The organism is Paenibacillus sp. SEL3 (genome assembly GCF_054602585.1).
This window is the reverse complement of sequence record NZ_CM137725.1, coordinates 827,653-845,131: the sequence shown is the minus strand read 5'-3', so window position 1 is coordinate 845,131 and position 17,479 is coordinate 827,653. Positions and strand designations below refer to the sequence as shown.

Annotated in this window: 20 protein-coding genes; 12 read left to right on the top strand and 8 right to left on the bottom strand. The window is 42.2% G+C overall.

Going from position 1 to position 17,479, the window contains the following annotated elements; translation table 11 throughout:
- Positions 1-16 precede the first annotated feature (16 nt).
- The 12 genes from ACYCS5_RS04130 (at position 17) to ACYCS5_RS04075 (ending at position 8,867) form a co-directional block, all read left to right on the top strand.
- Complete coding sequence (locus tag ACYCS5_RS04130) at positions 17-697, top strand: hypothetical protein (protein WP_459760857.1); 681 nt, start codon at positions 17-19, stop codon at positions 695-697.
- A 260-nt stretch (positions 698-957) separates the two neighbouring features.
- Positions 958-1,245, top strand: a complete 288-nt coding sequence (locus ACYCS5_RS04125; RefSeq protein WP_459760856.1) for a hypothetical protein — start codon at positions 958-960, stop codon at positions 1,243-1,245.
- A 110-nt stretch (positions 1,246-1,355) separates the two neighbouring features.
- Positions 1,356-2,663, top strand: a complete 1,308-nt coding sequence (locus ACYCS5_RS04120; protein WP_318627476.1) for a phage portal protein — start codon at positions 1,356-1,358, stop codon at positions 2,661-2,663.
- A complete protein-coding gene (locus ACYCS5_RS04115; RefSeq protein WP_330707160.1) occupies positions 2,653-3,054 on the top strand; it encodes a hypothetical protein in 402 nt (133 codons plus the stop codon). Before ACYCS5_RS04120 ends, ACYCS5_RS04115 begins: the two co-directional genes overlap by 11 nt.
- 380 nt (positions 3,055-3,434) lie before the next feature.
- Complete coding sequence (locus ACYCS5_RS04110; protein WP_459760855.1) at positions 3,435-4,052, top strand: DUF4355 domain-containing protein; 618 nt, start codon at positions 3,435-3,437, stop codon at positions 4,050-4,052.
- A gap of 26 nt (positions 4,053-4,078) precedes the next feature.
- Positions 4,079-4,909 carry a phage major capsid protein gene (locus tag ACYCS5_RS04105; RefSeq protein ID WP_459760854.1) on the top strand — a complete coding sequence of 277 codons (831 nt, stop codon included), beginning with the start codon at positions 4,079-4,081 and terminating at the stop codon, positions 4,907-4,909.
- 97 nt (positions 4,910-5,006) lie between these two features.
- Positions 5,007-5,225 (top strand): hypothetical protein, encoded by a 219-nt coding sequence (locus ACYCS5_RS04100; RefSeq protein ID WP_459760853.1) that lies wholly within the window; start codon positions 5,007-5,009, stop codon positions 5,223-5,225.
- Complete coding sequence (locus ACYCS5_RS04095; RefSeq protein WP_459760852.1) at positions 5,218-5,529, top strand: phage head-tail connector protein; 312 nt, start codon at positions 5,218-5,220, stop codon at positions 5,527-5,529. The genes ACYCS5_RS04100 and ACYCS5_RS04095 overlap by 8 nt, the downstream gene beginning before the upstream one ends.
- Positions 5,529-5,819, top strand: coding sequence for a hypothetical protein (locus tag ACYCS5_RS04090; protein WP_341071085.1), 291 nt, complete (start codon positions 5,529-5,531; stop codon positions 5,817-5,819). The genes ACYCS5_RS04095 and ACYCS5_RS04090 overlap by 1 nt, the downstream gene beginning before the upstream one ends.
- The gene (locus ACYCS5_RS04085) at positions 5,816-6,967 is read left to right on the top strand and encodes an Ig-like domain-containing protein (protein WP_459760851.1); all 1,152 of its coding nucleotides are present in this window, start codon (positions 5,816-5,818) and stop codon (positions 6,965-6,967) included. Before ACYCS5_RS04090 ends, ACYCS5_RS04085 begins: the two co-directional genes overlap by 4 nt.
- A 62-nt stretch (positions 6,968-7,029) precedes the next feature.
- Complete coding sequence (locus ACYCS5_RS04080) at positions 7,030-7,155, top strand: SHOCT domain-containing protein (protein WP_305164916.1); 126 nt, start codon at positions 7,030-7,032, stop codon at positions 7,153-7,155.
- A gap of 89 nt (positions 7,156-7,244) precedes the next feature.
- A complete protein-coding gene (locus ACYCS5_RS04075) occupies positions 7,245-8,867 on the top strand; it encodes a recombinase family protein (RefSeq protein ID WP_459760850.1) in 1,623 nt (540 codons plus the stop codon).
- A gap of 29 nt (positions 8,868-8,896) precedes the next feature.
- On the opposite strand, the gene ACYCS5_RS04070 is transcribed toward ACYCS5_RS04075, so the two are convergent.
- From ACYCS5_RS04070 to ACYCS5_RS04035, 8 genes are all read right to left on the bottom strand, one after another.
- Positions 8,897-9,184, bottom strand: coding sequence for a hypothetical protein (locus tag ACYCS5_RS04070; protein WP_459760849.1), 288 nt, complete (start codon positions 9,182-9,184; stop codon positions 8,897-8,899).
- A gap of 147 nt (positions 9,185-9,331) precedes the next feature.
- The gene (locus ACYCS5_RS04065; protein WP_305164912.1) at positions 9,332-9,805 is read right to left on the bottom strand and encodes an SMI1/KNR4 family protein; all 474 of its coding nucleotides are present in this window, start codon (positions 9,803-9,805) and stop codon (positions 9,332-9,334) included.
- 18 nt (positions 9,806-9,823) lie between these two features.
- A complete protein-coding gene (locus ACYCS5_RS04060; protein WP_459760848.1) occupies positions 9,824-12,871 on the bottom strand; it encodes an HNH endonuclease in 3,048 nt (1,015 codons plus the stop codon).
- The gene (locus ACYCS5_RS04055; protein WP_149033905.1) at positions 12,825-13,304 is read right to left on the bottom strand and encodes a DUF4280 domain-containing protein; all 480 of its coding nucleotides are present in this window, start codon (positions 13,302-13,304) and stop codon (positions 12,825-12,827) included. The genes ACYCS5_RS04060 and ACYCS5_RS04055 overlap by 47 nt, the downstream gene beginning before the upstream one ends.
- A 31-nt stretch (positions 13,305-13,335) precedes the next feature.
- Positions 13,336-13,965: a hypothetical protein gene (locus ACYCS5_RS04050; RefSeq protein WP_459760847.1), complete on the bottom strand. Its 630-nt coding sequence runs from the start codon at positions 13,963-13,965 to the stop codon at positions 13,336-13,338.
- A 12-nt stretch (positions 13,966-13,977) separates the two neighbouring features.
- On the bottom strand, positions 13,978-14,490 hold the full coding sequence (locus ACYCS5_RS04045; RefSeq protein WP_458140268.1) for an imm11 family protein: 513 nt from the start codon (positions 14,488-14,490) through the stop codon (positions 13,978-13,980).
- A 12-nt stretch (positions 14,491-14,502) separates the two neighbouring features.
- Entirely contained in the window at positions 14,503-15,606 is a 1,104-nt protein-coding gene (locus tag ACYCS5_RS04040; RefSeq protein ID WP_459760846.1) for a pentapeptide repeat-containing protein, read from the bottom strand.
- Between the two features lie 20 nt (positions 15,607-15,626).
- Positions 15,627-17,129: a hypothetical protein gene (locus tag ACYCS5_RS04035; protein ID WP_459760845.1), complete on the bottom strand. Its 1,503-nt coding sequence runs from the start codon at positions 17,127-17,129 to the stop codon at positions 15,627-15,629.
- Positions 17,130-17,479 lie beyond the last annotated feature (350 nt).

Here is a 17,479-nt window from a genome sequence, read left to right as displayed (position 1 = left end):
ATATGGAGGTCGGAGTGTGGGGATTTACAAGAAGAGATTGCTTATTATGGCAGGATGTATTGCTCTATACGTAACGTTAACAGGTTGCGGGGAATCAACCAAAGAAAGCAAAGACAACGATAATGCTGTAGAGACAATAAGCACGGTTGAATCAACTGCTGCAGATGAAGCTGTGACTGATACAGTAAGCGGTGAGGCTTCTGAGCCAGTAAAAGATCAAGGCACAACTATAGAACCTCTGATCACCAAGGCAGGAGGACTTGGTGATACGAAGGAAACTATCGAACATCTCCGCGGGGCAGATGAGAATGGGCAAGATGCTGGCATTAGTTCTTATCAGAACAATAGTTTTCTGGCTATTTATGCCGAAGATGACGTTACAAAGAAAGACACGGCTTTGAATGTAACCCTGTCATTTGAAGCTACGGATACGCCAAGGCGCTCTGTAAAGGAAGCTATACGCGAGGCTTCTTCTATAATTCCAAGTGATGCTGTTAAGGTCAAGGAGTATAAGGTAGACGAGGGGCGAGATGTTATCCAGTACGAGAGTAAGCTCCTTTCAGAACGGTTGAAGGGTTGGTATGAACTTGATGCAGCGAATAGTCCAGAATCTATGCCAGGCACCTTTATCGTCATACTGCAGCACGATGAAGAGGGAGTTTTCTCAGTCGTGGTTGGTGCTGGTAATAATCCGTAAATAAGCTCAACAGATAATAACTAGAGTTGGACGAGTGCAAATAAGGTTAGCTCCTCGCCTGTATCTTAATAATTTTCTTTGAAGATAAACGAGCTGTTAAACAGATGAAATGTATTTGTGTCCATTTACGTTTTGATAATAAGACACCCGGTATTAAATATCCGCTCACCTGTTGCCCGTAATAATATATTGATACCAATAGATACTTGTTATAATCCCCGTTTTGCTTAATCACGGGTATGTAAGGAGGTTAATATTCTATGGACGGCTGGAATGAGGAGAAGGCTCTGGAACAGAGTGATATTCATCAATTGAGTGGTAAGATCTATCAGATCCTACACGAGAGGATTGACAAGCTAGGTGTAGCATATGGCATCGTTAGTGAATTTAGTTATAACCCTGAGGAACCACCGTTCTGGACTATTACTATCGTGGACTATGAAACCGTGCTTACGTCGGCCATCTTGTTCCAATATAAGAAACAGCATAGAAATTTGAAGGATGCGTTAACTCATTTTATGCGCGATCACTTCCCATACTTCACTTAAGCAGAGTATGAACGGCGAAGGAAATTCAACAAGGAACTACCTTAGTAAAGGTGGTTCTTTTCTTTATTTAAGCAACATTTACTTAACCTATTTTGAAAGGAAAGATGTATTTGCAAATTACTCAACAAATCATTATAGAATGTCTAAATGAACTCCAATCGGCTGCATTAGCCAAACAGAAATATTCAGATTACTACAATGGTCAGCATGCTATTCTCAAGAACTATGCGATGCAAGAAAGCCGAAGCAATCAAAAGCTTATCTTCAATTTCCCACGTAAATTTGTAGATAACGAGGTCGGCTATCTGCTTGGAAAGCCAGTAAACTATGTGTCCAAGTCGGATCAGGATGAAGCCATACATAAAATAGATGTGCATATGAACCATTGGGATAAGGAGCATAATTTACAGCTTCGGAAACAATCCGAAATCTTCGGTGAGAGCTTCGAATTGAACTATATTGATTCGGATGGTCAGTTCTCAGCCACAGTATTATCTCCTTTGAATGCGTTTGTGTTAGAGGACGGAACAGCAGAACGAAATGTATTACTTGGCTTACATAAATTTACGAGAAGGTTTGATAAGCAGGTATATTTGGACGTGTATACCGATCATGAAATCCTACACTATACAATCGACAGTGATGATAAAGGCAATCAAATAAAGCAAAATCAAGCACCTGAATTAAAATATATCGGTAAACATAATCACATCTTCGGAAGAGTCCCGCTCATTTCCTGTCCAGCCAATACGGAGAGAAAAAGTGGCTTCCATGATGTGATTTCTTTATTTGATGCCTATAACGCAATGAATTCAGACTTGGTCAATGAAATTGCAGATCATCGCAACGCCTATCTTGTGATTGAGAATGCAAAGCTGGAAGCTGAAGATTTATTGAATATGAAGAAGATGGGCATTATTCAGGTTCCGGCTGGTGGGAAAGTAAGCTGGCTTACGAAAGAGATTAATGATTCTTTTGTGAAGAACGAGCTGGACAATATTGAACGCAAAATCTTCGACATGATGGATCAGGTCAACTTCAATGAAAACTGGGCCAGTAATACGTCCTCCTTGGCACTGCGAAATAAGCTGCTGAATTTGGAGAATAGAGTGGCGATGCGTGAAGCGTTGATGGAAAAGGCGATCAAGCAGCGGTTACGTAATTTCTTCACGTTCCTGCACATTAAAGAAGGCGTTCAATATGATTACAGGGATATAGCGGTGAAGTTTACTCGTAACTTGCCAACAGATTTGGTCGGAATGGCCGATGTCATCGTCAAATTGCAACAAGTCGTATCTCAGGAAACGTTGCTCACGTTGCTTCCGTTTGTTGAGAATCCAAAGCTGGAATTCAATAAATTTCATTCGGAGCAGCAACGATTAGCAGATGCGAGTAAGGAGAAATCGAATGCAGAATAAAAATGGTATCAAGCGGCTCGTTAAGAATAGCTGTGCTGGTTATCTCGGAACGAAGCATGGAATCCCAAACTACTGCTGTTTACAGGATAGCCCATGTGTATTTTTCGCTCAAGATGATGGTCTACCCCGTTGTATATATTTTGAAAATGGAGTGTTGCCAATAGACGAGAAGCTGGAGCGAGAATATAAGTCTGAGCGGGATACGGGGACTGAGTTTAAAACAGCGCAACCGAGGGTGAACTGTCAGAAATGTGGAGCTGCATTTTCAGCTCATTCGAATCGACAAAAATACTGTGAGAAATGCAGAGATAAGAATGCGAATGAAAAGACGAAATTGCGGATGCGTCAGATGAGGAAAAAACAGGCTTGGTGTTACGCTTTAGAGGTTTAAAAAGCCCAATAAACTAAAGGTGAAAAACAACTTAAAATGAGGAGTTGGTATGTTTGTACCTATTTCTTGTTTTTACGGTTTCTAATGCGTAACATCATTGTAGCAGGTATGACGTTAAACGAATTGAACATACATATACGTGTTCGAAAGCTCGAACCCAAACAGACTCGTTGTTACGCTTTAGGCTGTCAAAAATCCAAATGAAATAAGGGTTAAAAATACCTAAAAGTGGGGAGATGGTATGTTTGTACCTTTTCCTCGTTTTTGTGATTTCTAAAGCGTAACAACACTGTCCTGAGCATGACGTTAAAAGGCTCCATACATATATAAGCGTGTTCGGTTCTGCGTAGTCGAATGGGCAATAAAGGAGATTAACGAAAATGAATTTAGAACAAATGAAGCAGTTAATTAAAGAAAACCAAATGAATGAGGAATGGCAAACGTATCTTCAGGGTTTGAATCCGTATAACGTGGAAGGGATAGAGCAATACATCCAATCCAATAAGGATGCGAAAAGTTGGTTCGATAGCACGGTAGACAAACGATCCGCTAAATCGCTGGAAACGTGGAAAGCCAACCATTTGGAAAGTGCAGTGGACGCTGAGATCAAGAAGCGATTTCCGGCGAAGGATGAGAAAGAAATCGAAGTTGAGAAGCTACGAGCCGAAGTCGAAAATATGAAGCTGGAGAAGCAGCGTGAGCGGTTAACTAGCCAAGCGATCAAAATAGCATCCGAAAAGAAACTTCCACTCCCGTTAGTGGATTTTTTTATTGGTGCAGATGAAGAAGCGACGACAGCGAATTTAGCCATGTTGGAACAATCGCTACAAGGTGTGATTCAACAGCAAGTGGAGCAACGACTCAAAGGGGATGGCTATACACCTCCAACTAGTTCAACAGGTAGCACATTTACATTGGATTCAATCAAAGGCATGTCGCCAAACGAGATTAATCAGCATTGGGATCAAGTCAAACAAGCATTACAAAACAAACAATAATAGAGAAAAGGACAAGGTGACTAGATATGACAGTACAACATTTTATTCCTACCATTTGGAGCGCACGTTTAAATGAGAGTTTGAAGAAGAATCTGGTGTATGGGAACGTGGTCAACACTGATTATGAAGGTGAAATTAAAGGCCAAGGTTCCACAGTGAAAATCAATTCGATTGGGGCAGTAACCATTGGTAACTATGATAAGGTAGCAGGAATCGGGAATCCACAGGAACTGGATGCTACGCAAAAGACGCTGGTGATCGATCAAGCCAAGTTTTTCAACTTTCAAGTGGATGATGTAGATGCTGCTCAAGCAAATGTGAATCTACTGGATGGTGGGATCGTGGAAGCCTCTTATGGACTGGCCAATGTAGTCGATCAGTACCTTGCTGGATTTTATACGGAGGTTAAAGTTGAGAATATGATAGGAAACGATGCAGCACCCGTAATTCCAACAAAAGATACAGCCTATGATTTGCTGATTGATTTAGGCGTAATATTGGATGAGAACAATGTACCAGAAAGCGAACGATTTGTGGTGGTTCCCGCTTGGTATTATGGCTTACTCTTGAAAGATGCTCGTTTCACCAAAGACCCAAATATTATTCGCACAGGCTATGTCGGAGATATTGATAGCATGACCGTTTATAAATCCAACAATGTGCCAAATACCGCAGGAGCTAAGTATAAAATCATCGCTGGTCATAAGAGTGCCATTTCGTTTGCGGGGCAAGTAGATTCAGTGGAAGCATTCAGACCCGAAAAGCAATTTTCAGATGCAGTAAAAGGGTTACAGGTATTCGGAGCCAAATGTATCAAGCCGGAAGCCCTCGCTATACTCACAGCCAATAAGTCTTAATTGAAAGTGAATGATATGAGAACACATTATAATAGAAGAAACACGTTTAGGGTGTCCGTTTTGGATGCCCTTATTTTCATTTTTGGAGGGTAATAAGATGTGGTTTTTGAATCAGGAAACGGGCTGCACATGGGAAGTCACAGATCAGGAGTTAATGCTGCGGCTACAGGCCAGTAGGCATTATGAGCAAGTAGAGGAACCTCAACCAGATGAGGCTGAGCAAGATGAAACTGTAACGAAAGCTCAAGCTGTCAAGAATATGAAACGTACCGAGAAGGTACAGGTAAAGGAGGAACAGGAGACAGCACATGAGTGATTCATTGATTTTACTTAAACGGTTATTAAACATGGAACCAACAGACATATCTAAGGATGATATCCTGATCCATTATTTGAATAAAGCGAGGAGTAACATTTATGGCTATTGTAATGTTTCAACACTACCAGTGGAATATGATGATGTTATGGTCGATTATGCGGTGTATCTCTATAAAAATCGGGATTCGGTTGGTCTAATAGATAAACAGGAGGGAGAGCGATCTGCTACCTATGAAACAGGCATTCCGACAAGTATTCGATTGGCTCTTCCTCTACCTAAAATCAAGGTCGGAACAGATTAATGTTCTATGATACAAAGCTGGAGATTTTGGATGTTACTCATTTCAACTCTGTTATGTTAGTAACGGCAGATGTACAACCAAATCGTAAAAGCTTTTCATTTGAAGATGGTTACATACTAGAGACGACATATCGAGCTTTCTGTCCAATGGAATCCTTATTGCAATTAAACGGCTATGTTCGAATTGGCAAGGATATTTTTATTATTTTGGATAAGAAAGAATGGAGCGATTATATGGAGTTATATCTGTATCGCTGTAAGCAGGATTTTGCAATGGAGGTGAAGGAGTGACACGGAGCTTAGAACCCATGCTGGATTTCTTTCTACGAGAGAAGGGAGAGCTTGTACATATCAAGGGTATGCGACAGCTTGCTCTAATTCAGGATGCGACAAATACCATTCAAATGACCGATGAAAAAATTATTCGTGCAGCAACACCTTTACATACAGGAGATATCGTGGATTATGGTTATGAACGGTATCTGATCACCAGTCAGGTGGATCGAAATGAACAGTCTTGTCGAGGCAGAATGAAAAAGTGTAACCAACGGCTGGCTTTGAACTGGAACAGGCAGGTAAAATGGTTTGATGCTGTGGTGGCAGCCAGAACGTTTTCAACGGAAACAGGTAAAGTTATCTCCATGCCAGAGGGAAACATTCTGGTTACCGTAAAAGATAATACAGATACAAGGGGCATTACATTAAGCCAACGATTTTATATGACTCATCAGCCATTTAAAGTGACTGGAATTGACCGCACAATGAATGGCATTATTCAGCTAAGCTGCACATTAGATAGCATAAATACAGCTTATGATGACGTGGAAAATAACATTGCAGACCGATGGAAGTACGAGATGGCTCATACATACGCATTACATATACATCAGGGAACGATGGCCCATGTACCTCTAAACGAAACAATACCGTTGAATGTGTCTGCTACGGATAATGGAAATGAGATAGCGAATCCGGCGATTACCTATATATCTAGTGACCCAAGTGTGGTTAGTGTAGATCAGCAAGGTCAGGTTATGGGTATCGCTTTGGGACAAGCAAGAATCACTGCGAAATTAACGTATCACCCAGCAGTACAAAGTAGCATTGAAATGAGAATCGTCGAAACGGGAACGCATATCTATTCGATAGCCATTACTGGTAATCCCATTCTCAAAACAGGACAAAGTGCCTCATACGTCAGTCATATCTATGATCATGGAACAGAAGTGTTTGACCAGTCGGTAGAGTGGAGCTTACGGAATCAAGATGATTCAACTCCTATCATGGGGAGCATAACAGCCAGCACAGGAAATAGTGTAACCATAAAAGCAGGAAGCAGTAGTGGAGTGAACAATAAAGCTCTTATACTGGATGCCACCTTAGTAAGCGATCCTAGCATTATGATAGAAAAGACCATTAGCCTTAAGAATTTATTCTAAGTTTTATAGCTATCAGCTTGCCTTAGAGGTGAGCCATTTCCATTTTAAAGGAGCACATACATATGCAACGAAAATCTATTGATTATCTACTGAGTCTAAGCCTGTTAAAACAATTGAAAGCCCAAAACGTAATTACAGAAGAAGAGTTTAGAGAAATTGATGAGCTGAATAAAAAGTCTTTCAAATAGCTATCACATGGGCAGAAATGGACTTGATGATGTACCGCAAGCATTATAACATGTGACCGTATAAGAAGATATCGAAGGGAGAAACGTCTATGGCACAAGCCGCAACCGCAAAAAAAGTCGTGATCGTTCCCATTAAAACGATGGACATCGTAGAGGGAATCCAATCTATTCAAAAGAAGAAAGTCGCCGCCTATTGCCGAGTTAGTACCGATTCCGAGGAGCAAAAGGAGAGCTATACCAATCAGGTGAATCACTATACTCAATACATTCAAAAAAACTTGGAATGGGAAATGGCGGATATTTTCGCAGATGAAGGCATCACCGGAACCAGCACTAAAAATAGAACGCACTTTAATCGCATGATAAAGGATGCCCGAAACGGTAAACTGGATCTTATACTGGTCAAGTCGATTTCGAGATTTGCTAGGAATACACTGGATTTATTGAAATATGTACGGGAACTTAAAAGTCTTGGAGTGGCTGTATTCTTTGAACGGGAGAATATTAATACACTGGATACCACAGGTGAAGTATTGCTGACCATCCTGAGTTCCCTTGCCCAAGACGAGAGTCGAAACATTTCTGAAAACAGTCGATGGGGCATATTACGAGGCTTCCAAAACGGCAAGGTCTTCTGCAATACGACTCGCTTCCTTGGCTATGATAAGGATGAACATGGTGAACTGGTCATTAATGAGAAGGAAGCCGAGATTGTGCGGCGTATATACGAGGAGTATTTGGATGGCAAAAGCTATCAGGCGATTGCTAGAGGATTGATGCGAGATCACATCAAAACGGCTGCGGGAGGCAGTAGATGGTGGGATTCCTCCATTACATTAATCTTGACGAATGAGAAATATTACGGAGCCTTGCTTCAGCAAAAGACGGTAACTGTTGACTTTCTAACCCATAAACGGATCAAGAATAAAGGACAAGAGCAGCAATATTTTATAGAGGATAACCACGAACCGATTGTATCCAAGGAAATATTTGAAGCGGTGCAAAAGGAGAAGAAACGGAGAGCCAAGCTGAAAGGGAGTGTGATGGGGGAGAGCAAAAGATACTCGAATAAATACGCACTGAGCAGTAAAGTATATTGTGGATGCTGTGGGGTCATTTTTAAACGCCGAACCTGGAACAGCAATAACCCATCCAAGAAGGTCGTATGGCAATGTCGAACCAATGTCAATGAAGGTAAAGCAGCATGTGCTGCTAAAGCAGTCGATGAACAAGTTGTACATTCCGCGTTTGTACGATTGTTCAACCGGATGTATGAGAACAAGGAAAGATTCATGAAGACTCTGAAAGCCAATATTATATCGGTACTTTCCAGCAAACCAGGGCAAGAACAGCTATTGGACATTGAAGGAAAGATGCAACAATTGAAATCCGACTTGAAGGAATTAGTGAATCTCAAGCTGCGAAATCAGATGGATGAGACGGTTTATGATGAAGAGACGAACAGACTTTCCAGTGAACTCAACGAGCTACGGCAACAGATGCTGAAATTAGAGGAGGAAGAGGATCAGAAGGAAAAAATCAAGGAACAAATCGATGAAATTATTCAACTTTTAAGCTCGCGACAAGATATACTGAAGCAATTTGATGATAACCTATTTAATGCGTTGGTGGAGAAGATCACGATTCTCTCACCAGCGCATTTTGTTTTTACCTTGAAAAGTGGAATGAGCATAGATGAAATATTGGACTAATAGAATCATAGGCTAAAACGATCAATGGGCTAACGAATAACTGTCGACTGCATGACGGGAAGAATCAATCGAATCCCGTCTTTTACTCCTTCCATATAGATGGATTGTTTATCCTGACTTAGCCGATAGCCTATGGCTTCTTCCCATTCAGATAATAGACATTGGATATCCTCGTTTTGGTTCATTTTGAATTGATCCATTTGAGTGAACAGAGGCTCATCTTCTGATGAAAAAGAAGACTGTTGTTCACTGGCAAGTTCTAATTGATAAAATCGCTGGCGTAATGCTTCGAGAAACCAATCTGGCCAATTTGACATAGGGTATTTCCCCTCCCGTGGTTTGAGTGTGTGTATGTTAACTCTGATGGGGAGGGATGGCAAGTCATTGTTTTTAGCTTAAAAAGGTCAAATTTACACTAAATTATTAATAGACTCGAATGATGATTTTATTCATGTCCATTCCAATTATTCTTCTAACATATCAAGAAAACTATTTACATTATCAGCGATTTTTTCTGTAACTGGATCATATTCGTCTGACTCCTCATTGTACCAAATACAAATTACTGGGTCGGTTTTACTTTCGCTAAAATCTAGACAGACGAAATCACCTGCAAATAGGGCTGCAAATGGCACTAATTCTGCACCTGTTATGTCTCCATCAGAAAGTATTCTTTCATCTAACTGACTGAAAACAACCTTGATGTCATACATCCCTTTGTCATGCTCGCCGGGATTGTCCAATAAACAAAGAAAACGATCAACTACATACCTATTAGATTTATATTCAAAGAATCTGGTTATTGGAATAGCACCATTGTTTTTTGATATAAAATTTATAAAATCATTAGGAAACTTAATTTCGAAATTCTCTTCCACACGCATAATTAAATTGCTATCTGGAAGAGGGAAAATTATACTTTCATTCTGTGTTTTCAAAGTATTTCACCTCTCAAATTAATGTCTTGGAGCGTCTGCCCAGTGTCCTTTAGTTCTTCCCCCATTATGCTTAGTAATATTATGAATACCAAATGGTACAAGTTGCATTATTCCACTTTCTTCATTATGATGCCAAGTTGTTCCTTGTGGTTGTACTTTATTTGGCAATCTATCATTCAACCACTTAAATTGTACATCATCTGTTGCTTTCCATAGTTCCTTCGGAAGAACATCTTCATGTAGTACCACACCTGCTCCTTTAAAGTCTGCATATCCAAATTTCAATCCGTCTTTTTTCTTCACTTCAACCTTAGGAATATCATGATGTAATTCTAAAGCCCGCTCTTTTATCATCTTTCTTTGGTTTGAGGATAATTTACCAACAAAGTCATCTTGCCATGACCATGGTTTATTTGATTTTACTATATCTCCATAAATTAATGCATAATCATCAAGTACATTTTCAAATTTTTTATTACCTTTGGCGAATTCTTTTATGTTTTCAAGATTAGCTGTTCTATTTTCAATAGCTTTAGAAGCATTACCAGTCCCCTTAGTACTCTTACCCGTGTACTCTCCTGATTCTAACGCATCAATTTGTTTTTGTCTCTCAGGGGAAACTTTCGCGCCCGAACCTCTAGAATGTGGGACATCAGGATCAAGATCATGGAATAGATAGTGCCCTGCATTAGTTCCCAATATCGGTGATCTTCTAGTTATACGGATGTTCATCTTTCGGGCAACACTTTGCAAGTAACTACCTAAGGATTCAAAATTATTAGGGAAACGAATGGCATTCGTTTTGAATTTTCCATCTCCAGCCTTGGCAAGGGCAGATTCAGCTTTTGCTGTATCTCCGAATAATCCCGGCATACCACCTTTTCCAGTATTCTTTTCTCCAGTTTCCTTGGCCCCTTTAGATAAGGAGACTTCTTCTTTACCCAGCTTTCCAAGATTTTTAAATAACTTTGCGCCGCCTTTAAGAACTGTATAAATGTCTGCTGCACGTTCCGCGGCTTTTATACTATCATATCCTGCATCATAACTTTCCTGTTTGGTATCGGTATAGGGGTTGGGGAAGAAGTTATCTAATTTTTTTACGAAAGGTTCTGTGATGCCGTCCCATATAAAGTTAGCATCTTTTTTTACTTCTTTCCCAACGTCTTTAAATCCCTGTCCTACACTGGACGAATTTTTAATAACTTCCACATACTTGGTACCTTTCTCAGCGCCCAGTTCTATACCATGCTGAATACCTTCGAAAGTTTCATTACGTCTCAAGATTCCTTCTGGCAAGATAAAACGAAAAGCAAGAGGAACTGTTACAAGATCGGCTATATCGACAAACGAATTCCACATTCCTTTTGCAAACTCCAAACCCGCATCCCATTCTCCCTTGAGGGTGGCACCTACGTTTTCTTTAGCACGAGCTCCCATTACGCCTTGGATTCCCTTTTCAGCGACTTGCTTCTCAAAGTCAGACAAGATCGGATCTGGGTAGTATTGATGGAGGGAAGCTTTAAGCTGGATTTCCGAACTCACGCTGTTAACTTCCTGTTCCAAATCAAGCGTATCCGTTGTTGTATTCAAGTGTAAGCCGTTGGTTCCTTGCAGCTGGATGCTGCCGGCTGACAGACTAAGGCTGCCTGCAGATTGAATTTGTACACGTTGGGTACTGTTCAGGCTGATACCGTGATGGGTATTCATGGAGATGTATAGTGATCCTTCCTGTGCACTCATCGACAGTTCGGAGTTCCCTAAGGAAATTTCTTTTCCCTGCGGATTCGCAAAGGATTTGACTCCGGGATCAGCTGTTTTACGCTGATGGCGTTCTGCTGGTGATTCGACCACGGCACCTTGAGATGCGTGAGATGGAGGGACAGCAACGCTGGATGGTTTCGTTCGTACCGATTGTATGACCATCGCATCGTCTTCGTCTGCACTGGGAAAATACAGCTTGACCTGAGCCCCTTTTTCCGGCATAAGATACCACACCTGATTGCCTTCAGCAGAGTAGGGAAACCACTGAGCATCCTTGGGATTTTGCTGATCATCCATATCCAAATGTAGTCGAACCTGATTTCGGCTGACCTCCAATATTTTTCCTTCAATGGATGCACCGATAATCGTTCGATTATAGATTTTAGGGACCTTTAAGCCTTGCGGAAACGCGCATTCATACGACCAAGTCATCAAGCCACCAATCAATTGGCCTTCACGTTTAGTAATGATATAGGTTTCGTGATTGCGCTCGACTTCATCTCCCAGTTGCAGCATTTGATCCCATTCAAAAGTATACCGGGTATAATCTCCGATGTTGGCAGATCTCCAGCCGTTCGCCTCCTGATCCAGATAGGGAGCAATCTTGCGCTGCAATGTAAAAGGAACCTCTTTCAATTGAATATGCTGCCTGCCCTGTGGAATACCGATCCAAATTTGCGCATGGTGTGAAACGATATTAGGAACGAGTAAGGCTCCAACATGCGAAGCCAGCCGCTTTAAAAAAGTCCAATCCGTCTCCTGATACTGCATGATAAACTGGCCTGTCGCTTTTTTCTCAAAAGCTTCATCAATCTTATCCGAGCCTCTATAATCAGCCAGCACTGCATCTACAATCTCCACATATTTTTGATTGATGTGTTGAAAGGAACGGTTTTTGAGCTGCGTATCCAGTTTGAAAGTATGAGAAATGACGTCGAGAGTTACCATGATTTCCTGGTGCGTGTGCTCCACATCTACGCAGTATAGTTGCCCCATGAATAAGGGATGTTTCTGATCTTTGGCATCGGAATACCATAGCTCAACTTCGTCGTCGCTGCTCGCTTTGGTAATGATCGTGTCTGCCTGGTTGCCTTCCAAGACGCCTGTGATCCTCAGTCTGGCATGTTCTCCGAGCTCGTGACTCATATGGACATTACGAAGACGCAGCTTGCCATAGGGCCAGGTAACATGTAGATGCTGATAGGTAAAGCGGTCTTTCGCTACGATGTTCATTCCTGAATCTCCTTGCTTGATAAAATCAACTGTCTTGCCCGTCATCGATGATCGAGATGATGCCCCCACCACTAGGTCCGATCGCAGAAGAGAGGGTACCATCATCACTGGGGTCTATCATGAAATTGAACGTATTAGTCAGAACATCTTGACAGCTACACATTAACGTCGAATTGTTGAGTAGAGCGGGAGCCCCCTCAATTAATACGTCTTCTTTCCCCCCGGTCCACTTGGAGCCAAATGCAATCTCGGGTTCACAAGGAAGACCATGCTTCAATTTACACAGCCCAAAAGCATTAATTTTGCTAATATTGGCTCCACAAACGGCATCGTCCACATTCAGAACGGGCTTATCTTTAATGAAGACACCATGGCTGTACATCATATTAAGCACACCAGGGTCAGTACCTTGACTGCACTGTAGCTTGGCTCCTCTCACCACATAGGAATGTTCTCCGCTGAGCGCACCCTGGGCCAAAGCTTTAATAAGTATAGGTAAAAACATATAAGTACCTCCTTGGATAAAAGGTATAGAATCAAGAAAGCTTCGACCATGTCGCAGTATGCAGCATGGCATAGGTTAACGGGACCCAAAGGGGAGCATCCTCCAGCTTAAATTGGCAACTCCCGATCACAGCTTTGCCGCGCCAGGAACGCACAAAGACAATCTGATAATAGGGAGAGGGGGAAACTAGAAAAACAGCTTCATAGCAGCCAATGGTGGTATCTTGAATAGAAAGAGCCTTTTCATCTACGAGCTTCATGCTTGGTTGTGCACGACTCGTTTGCTCAATCATCTGTTGTTGATAGATTTCTATTTGCGTGGGGTTCAGTTCTTGCCCGCTTTGGTGCAGACCGAACAGAATTCCGCCCAATTTGTCCTGAACGACGAAGCTTCTTGGTGGATCTACTGTCTGTCCAGTTCGAACTTCTGGAGCAAGAGAGTCGGGCAGGGAAATAGTGACCTGATTTTCAAAGACAGGAAGGGTTTGAAACCGAATTTCCTGTTCATTTTCCAGCGTTAGTGAGCCTTTCGAAATTCCCTCGATCGCTTCTTCAATAGATATCATCATCCAGCTTTCATCGTTCTCCGCTGTACCTAGTTGCTCCTTCAACGTTTGTTGATGATGCAGTTTCAAAAAAAATTCATCCCAATGCTCCGTCAAGATGGAACCTCCTTATACAAGTTCTAGCTTCTGTAGCCGAAAACCACTCAAACTCCGCCGCAGCAAGCTTTCAGCAGCCTCCAAGCTAATGATGAAATAAGGTTCCCTCACGTTGGACAATCGGAAAAAATGGTGTCCATTCACCTTATGGCTATCCAGCACAAGTCGTTTTAGGGTTTGGTCGTGCGCATAAAATTCAGTCTGTTCTGAAAGGCCCTCCACAGAGGGAACAGATGAAACCCAATATAATTCCTGACGACTAGGTTCCCGATTCACGATATACACCTGCTTAAACCGAGCTTGTGTATTGTATAGTTCTAGAATCCGTTTCATAGAATCGGAAAATAGTGGTTGTGAGGTTGAAAATGGTAGCCAGTCCGTATACTCGGCATCTTCTGTCGCATGAACATCTACAACCTGAGCCGGAGGCATGCCAACAAATGGCGTTTTAAAAAGATCTAAATTCATCGGTTTAACATTTCGAGAAATACGATGATCATCGACCAGCAAATAATAATGGCGCATACACATTCCTCCTTACTCTGTCCACACGATCGATTGACGCTGTGCTTCGCTTAATTTCCAATGCTGTTGGTACTTTCGTGGGACAAGGGTCCCTTGCATTGAAGCCCCCTCAAAATACGCATGTTCAAACGAATATACATCTGTAAAATCAGCTCCATCCAGAATGGCGTGTTCAAAATGAAGGCCACATAGCCCTGGCACCCGAACGCCATGCTCCCGATACGGCTGTCCGCTGGCACCGCGGAAATGAACACCCTCTAGATTGCTATATCTAAAATCCGCATCCGTCAGCAGACACCCCTGAAGGCTGCCTCCTTCGAGATTCGCTCGTTGCCAGCTACTTCCGATCAATATGCAGGTATGAAACTGGCTTTCCCGTAAGTCACTGTGGCTGAAATCGTTATAACGCAAATCCTTTTGCATCAGCTGAAGGTGGGGAAGAGAGAGCTGCTTCAGGTTTTCATAAACATAAGGTTCTTCTTCACTGGAATGTATCAAATGCTCTCTCACATGATCTGCAAGAAGTACTTCCTGATCTTCTACATAAAGATTCTCACTGATATCTCTGTACTCGCCTGTTCGAATGGCCAGCCGTTCAGCCTTTTGGATAGCAAGATACTCAGGCATTTGAACCGCTTCTGCCATGCCTAAGCGCAGGAGGGAGCTCACAAACTGGTGGAATAAAGGAGCGGATTCCAATATCAGTCGTTCAACGTCCACTGAGGTAATCGTCCCCATATATATTTTTCGTTCCTGCTCCAAGGTTTCCAGCATCGTACTCATCGGGCCATAAGCCCATGATGCGTCATAGGTTAACTTGCAATCGGAATCATCTTCATACCATTCAGCAGAATAAGCCTCGATCATATACAGGTAGGATTGCTCCAGCATCTGAGTGCGCAAGAACGAGTAGTGAATATATCCAATGGGTTCTTTTTGACCTTGTTGCTGCATGCTCAGAATGTGTATACACAAATTCCTAAACGATTCTTTGAAATCGAAGATTAGTTGAGCTTGGTAGCGATGAAACATGGCTTCCAGCAGGTCCAACTGAATGTCCAGTAAAGGTGTAAAATAATGCTCTTTAAAATGGTGTAACGCTGCTTGTTTATCCATCTACTAGTTCTCACCTTCCATTAGTTCATCTTAATTTCCGTACCAGAGAAGGTGGTTTTGTCATCCAATGTGATCGTATTGCCTTTACCAGACAGCTCAATTTTTCCGGCAGAAAGCTGGATGTTACCGGAACTCATAACAATATCCGAAGCTGCACTAATGCTCACATTTTTTCCGCTTACAATATCAATGCCCGTTTTATCGTTAATGACAATGGACATGCCATTGCCGGAAATAACGATTTGATCGGGGGCGAGCATGATTTCTTTGCCGTATTTGGTTCGCAGCGTCTTAATGGCAGGATCAGCCATTCGATCTGGCGCAGGAGCTGCTGCAGACAAGGCCGAAGAAGAATTTGATCCGGCAGACGAAACAGAGGCTGTGCCGTGACCAGAAGGAACAGAAACCTTTCCCCCGGAAGGCTGAGGTTCTCTCTTAACTGAGCTGATCGCGTATCCCTCTTCTTCCTTATAACTGGGAAAATAGATACGAATGCTGTCCCCATCTTCAGGCATGCAATACCAACCCGTGTTATCCGCAGAGGCATAAATAGTAGAGTAGGGAAACCAGTAATCCGTGTTTGGATCTTGCTGATCGTCCATATCGAGATGGGCGCGTACTTTGTCCCGACGAACGCTCAGTACCTTGCCTTGAATGGAAGCGCCGATAATGGAGCGATTGTAGTCTTTAATCGGACGTAAGCCGCTCCGCGGTGACAGCTTGGCGGTATGGGTCAGTACCCCGTCTTTCATCTCCGTTAGCACCTCAGCTACGATCAGCTTATGACCTTGAAAGGTCACTTCGTAGCCAGGCTCCAGCAATTTCTCCGTCTCGACCTCATATTGGATAAAATCCGCATCACACACGCCAGGGATATGGTTCTCTGAGGCGGTTTGAAAATCTGCGACCCGTTTGGTGACTTTATAATTCGTAGATTTAATTTCTCCTTTGCTGAGTCCCATAGGCAACCCGAAATAAAACTTCGGCACTCCATAGCCCACCGCAGGAATGAGTGGAGAGTAGAAGTGCGAAGCCATCCGTTTCAGAAATTGCCAATCGGTTTCATCATATTGCATGATAAAGGTACCAATGGGCTTCTTATGAGACACAACATCCATGGCTTCTGCTTTGGAATAGTCCGATACAATACTTTCAATCAGACCCGTATAGGTGAGCTTGGGATTTTGGAAAGAGCGTTGATGGCGCTTAATATCTAACTCGTAGGTATGAGAGATGGCTTCGACGGTCAGGTAATGGACCCTGTGAACGACTTTTTCCTCCACATCCAAGGCAATGCCTCGAAAAAGGGGCTGCCGATTGCCATTTTTGTCTGTAACAAAAGCTTTGACCTGGGTTTCTTCATCTGAAGCACGTACGTACAGCTCTCGCTTATCTTCCGAAATGATACCTGTACAAATAATGCGGGCATGATCATTGACTGTTTTTAAGATTTTAAGTTCATGAAGACGGACGAACTCATAAGGCATGATCTCGATATGACCGTACGTCACGATATTTTCCATAGGTGTCTCCTTGTGTAGTTGTATTAAAAAAGTGGGATTATAAATCCAGCATATGTATTTATCGGTTAAAAGGGGGATTTAGTTTACAGAATGACCCATTCATTGGGGGATTTTCAATGTGTAATACTGGAAGTAGGAAATATGGGAAGGAAGTGTAGGGTAGAAAAAAGCATATAAATGGGAAGTAAGAGGGAGTATATCCGTTCCATCCTCTCAACACATGTGGAGTGCGTGGTAGTAATATATCGAGATGAGAAGCATTGATGAACGAGGATTCAAGAGCAACTTGAATATGTTCCTGCATTCAAAAAACGCTTTAGGGTTGAGTGCGGGAATATATTTTATTTACA

Excerpts from the sequence above, each read along its gene's own strand:
- ACYCS5_RS04095 (WP_459760852.1), top strand. The coding sequence starts at position 5,218 with ATGAGTGATTCATTGATTTTACTTAAACGGTTATTAAACATGGAACCA.
- ACYCS5_RS04045 (WP_458140268.1), bottom strand. The coding sequence starts at position 14,490 with ATGCGCCATTATTATTTGCTGGTCGATGATCATCGTATTTCTCGAAAT.
- ACYCS5_RS04125 (WP_459760856.1), top strand. The coding sequence starts at position 958 with ATGGACGGCTGGAATGAGGAGAAGGCTCTGGAACAGAGTGATATTCAT.
- ACYCS5_RS04115 (WP_330707160.1), top strand. The coding sequence starts at position 2,653 with ATGCAGAATAAAAATGGTATCAAGCGGCTCGTTAAGAATAGCTGTGCT.
- ACYCS5_RS04105 (WP_459760854.1), top strand. The coding sequence starts at position 4,079 with ATGACAGTACAACATTTTATTCCTACCATTTGGAGCGCACGTTTAAAT.
- ACYCS5_RS04070 (WP_459760849.1), bottom strand. The coding sequence starts at position 9,184 with ATGTCAAATTGGCCAGATTGGTTTCTCGAAGCATTACGCCAGCGATTT.
- ACYCS5_RS04090 (WP_341071085.1), top strand. The coding sequence starts at position 5,529 with ATGTTCTATGATACAAAGCTGGAGATTTTGGATGTTACTCATTTCAAC.
- ACYCS5_RS04035 (WP_459760845.1), bottom strand. The coding sequence starts at position 17,129 with ATGGAAAATATCGTGACGTACGGTCATATCGAGATCATGCCTTATGAG.
- ACYCS5_RS04075 (WP_459760850.1), top strand. The coding sequence starts at position 7,245 with ATGGCACAAGCCGCAACCGCAAAAAAAGTCGTGATCGTTCCCATTAAA.
- ACYCS5_RS04055 (WP_149033905.1), bottom strand. The coding sequence starts at position 13,304 with ATGTTTTTACCTATACTTATTAAAGCTTTGGCCCAGGGTGCGCTCAGC.
- ACYCS5_RS04080 (WP_305164916.1), top strand. The coding sequence starts at position 7,030 with ATGCAACGAAAATCTATTGATTATCTACTGAGTCTAAGCCTGTTAAAA.
- ACYCS5_RS04100 (WP_459760853.1), top strand. The coding sequence starts at position 5,007 with ATGTGGTTTTTGAATCAGGAAACGGGCTGCACATGGGAAGTCACAGAT.
- ACYCS5_RS04040 (WP_459760846.1), bottom strand. The coding sequence starts at position 15,606 with ATGGATAAACAAGCAGCGTTACACCATTTTAAAGAGCATTATTTTACA.
- ACYCS5_RS04110 (WP_459760855.1), top strand. The coding sequence starts at position 3,435 with ATGAATTTAGAACAAATGAAGCAGTTAATTAAAGAAAACCAAATGAAT.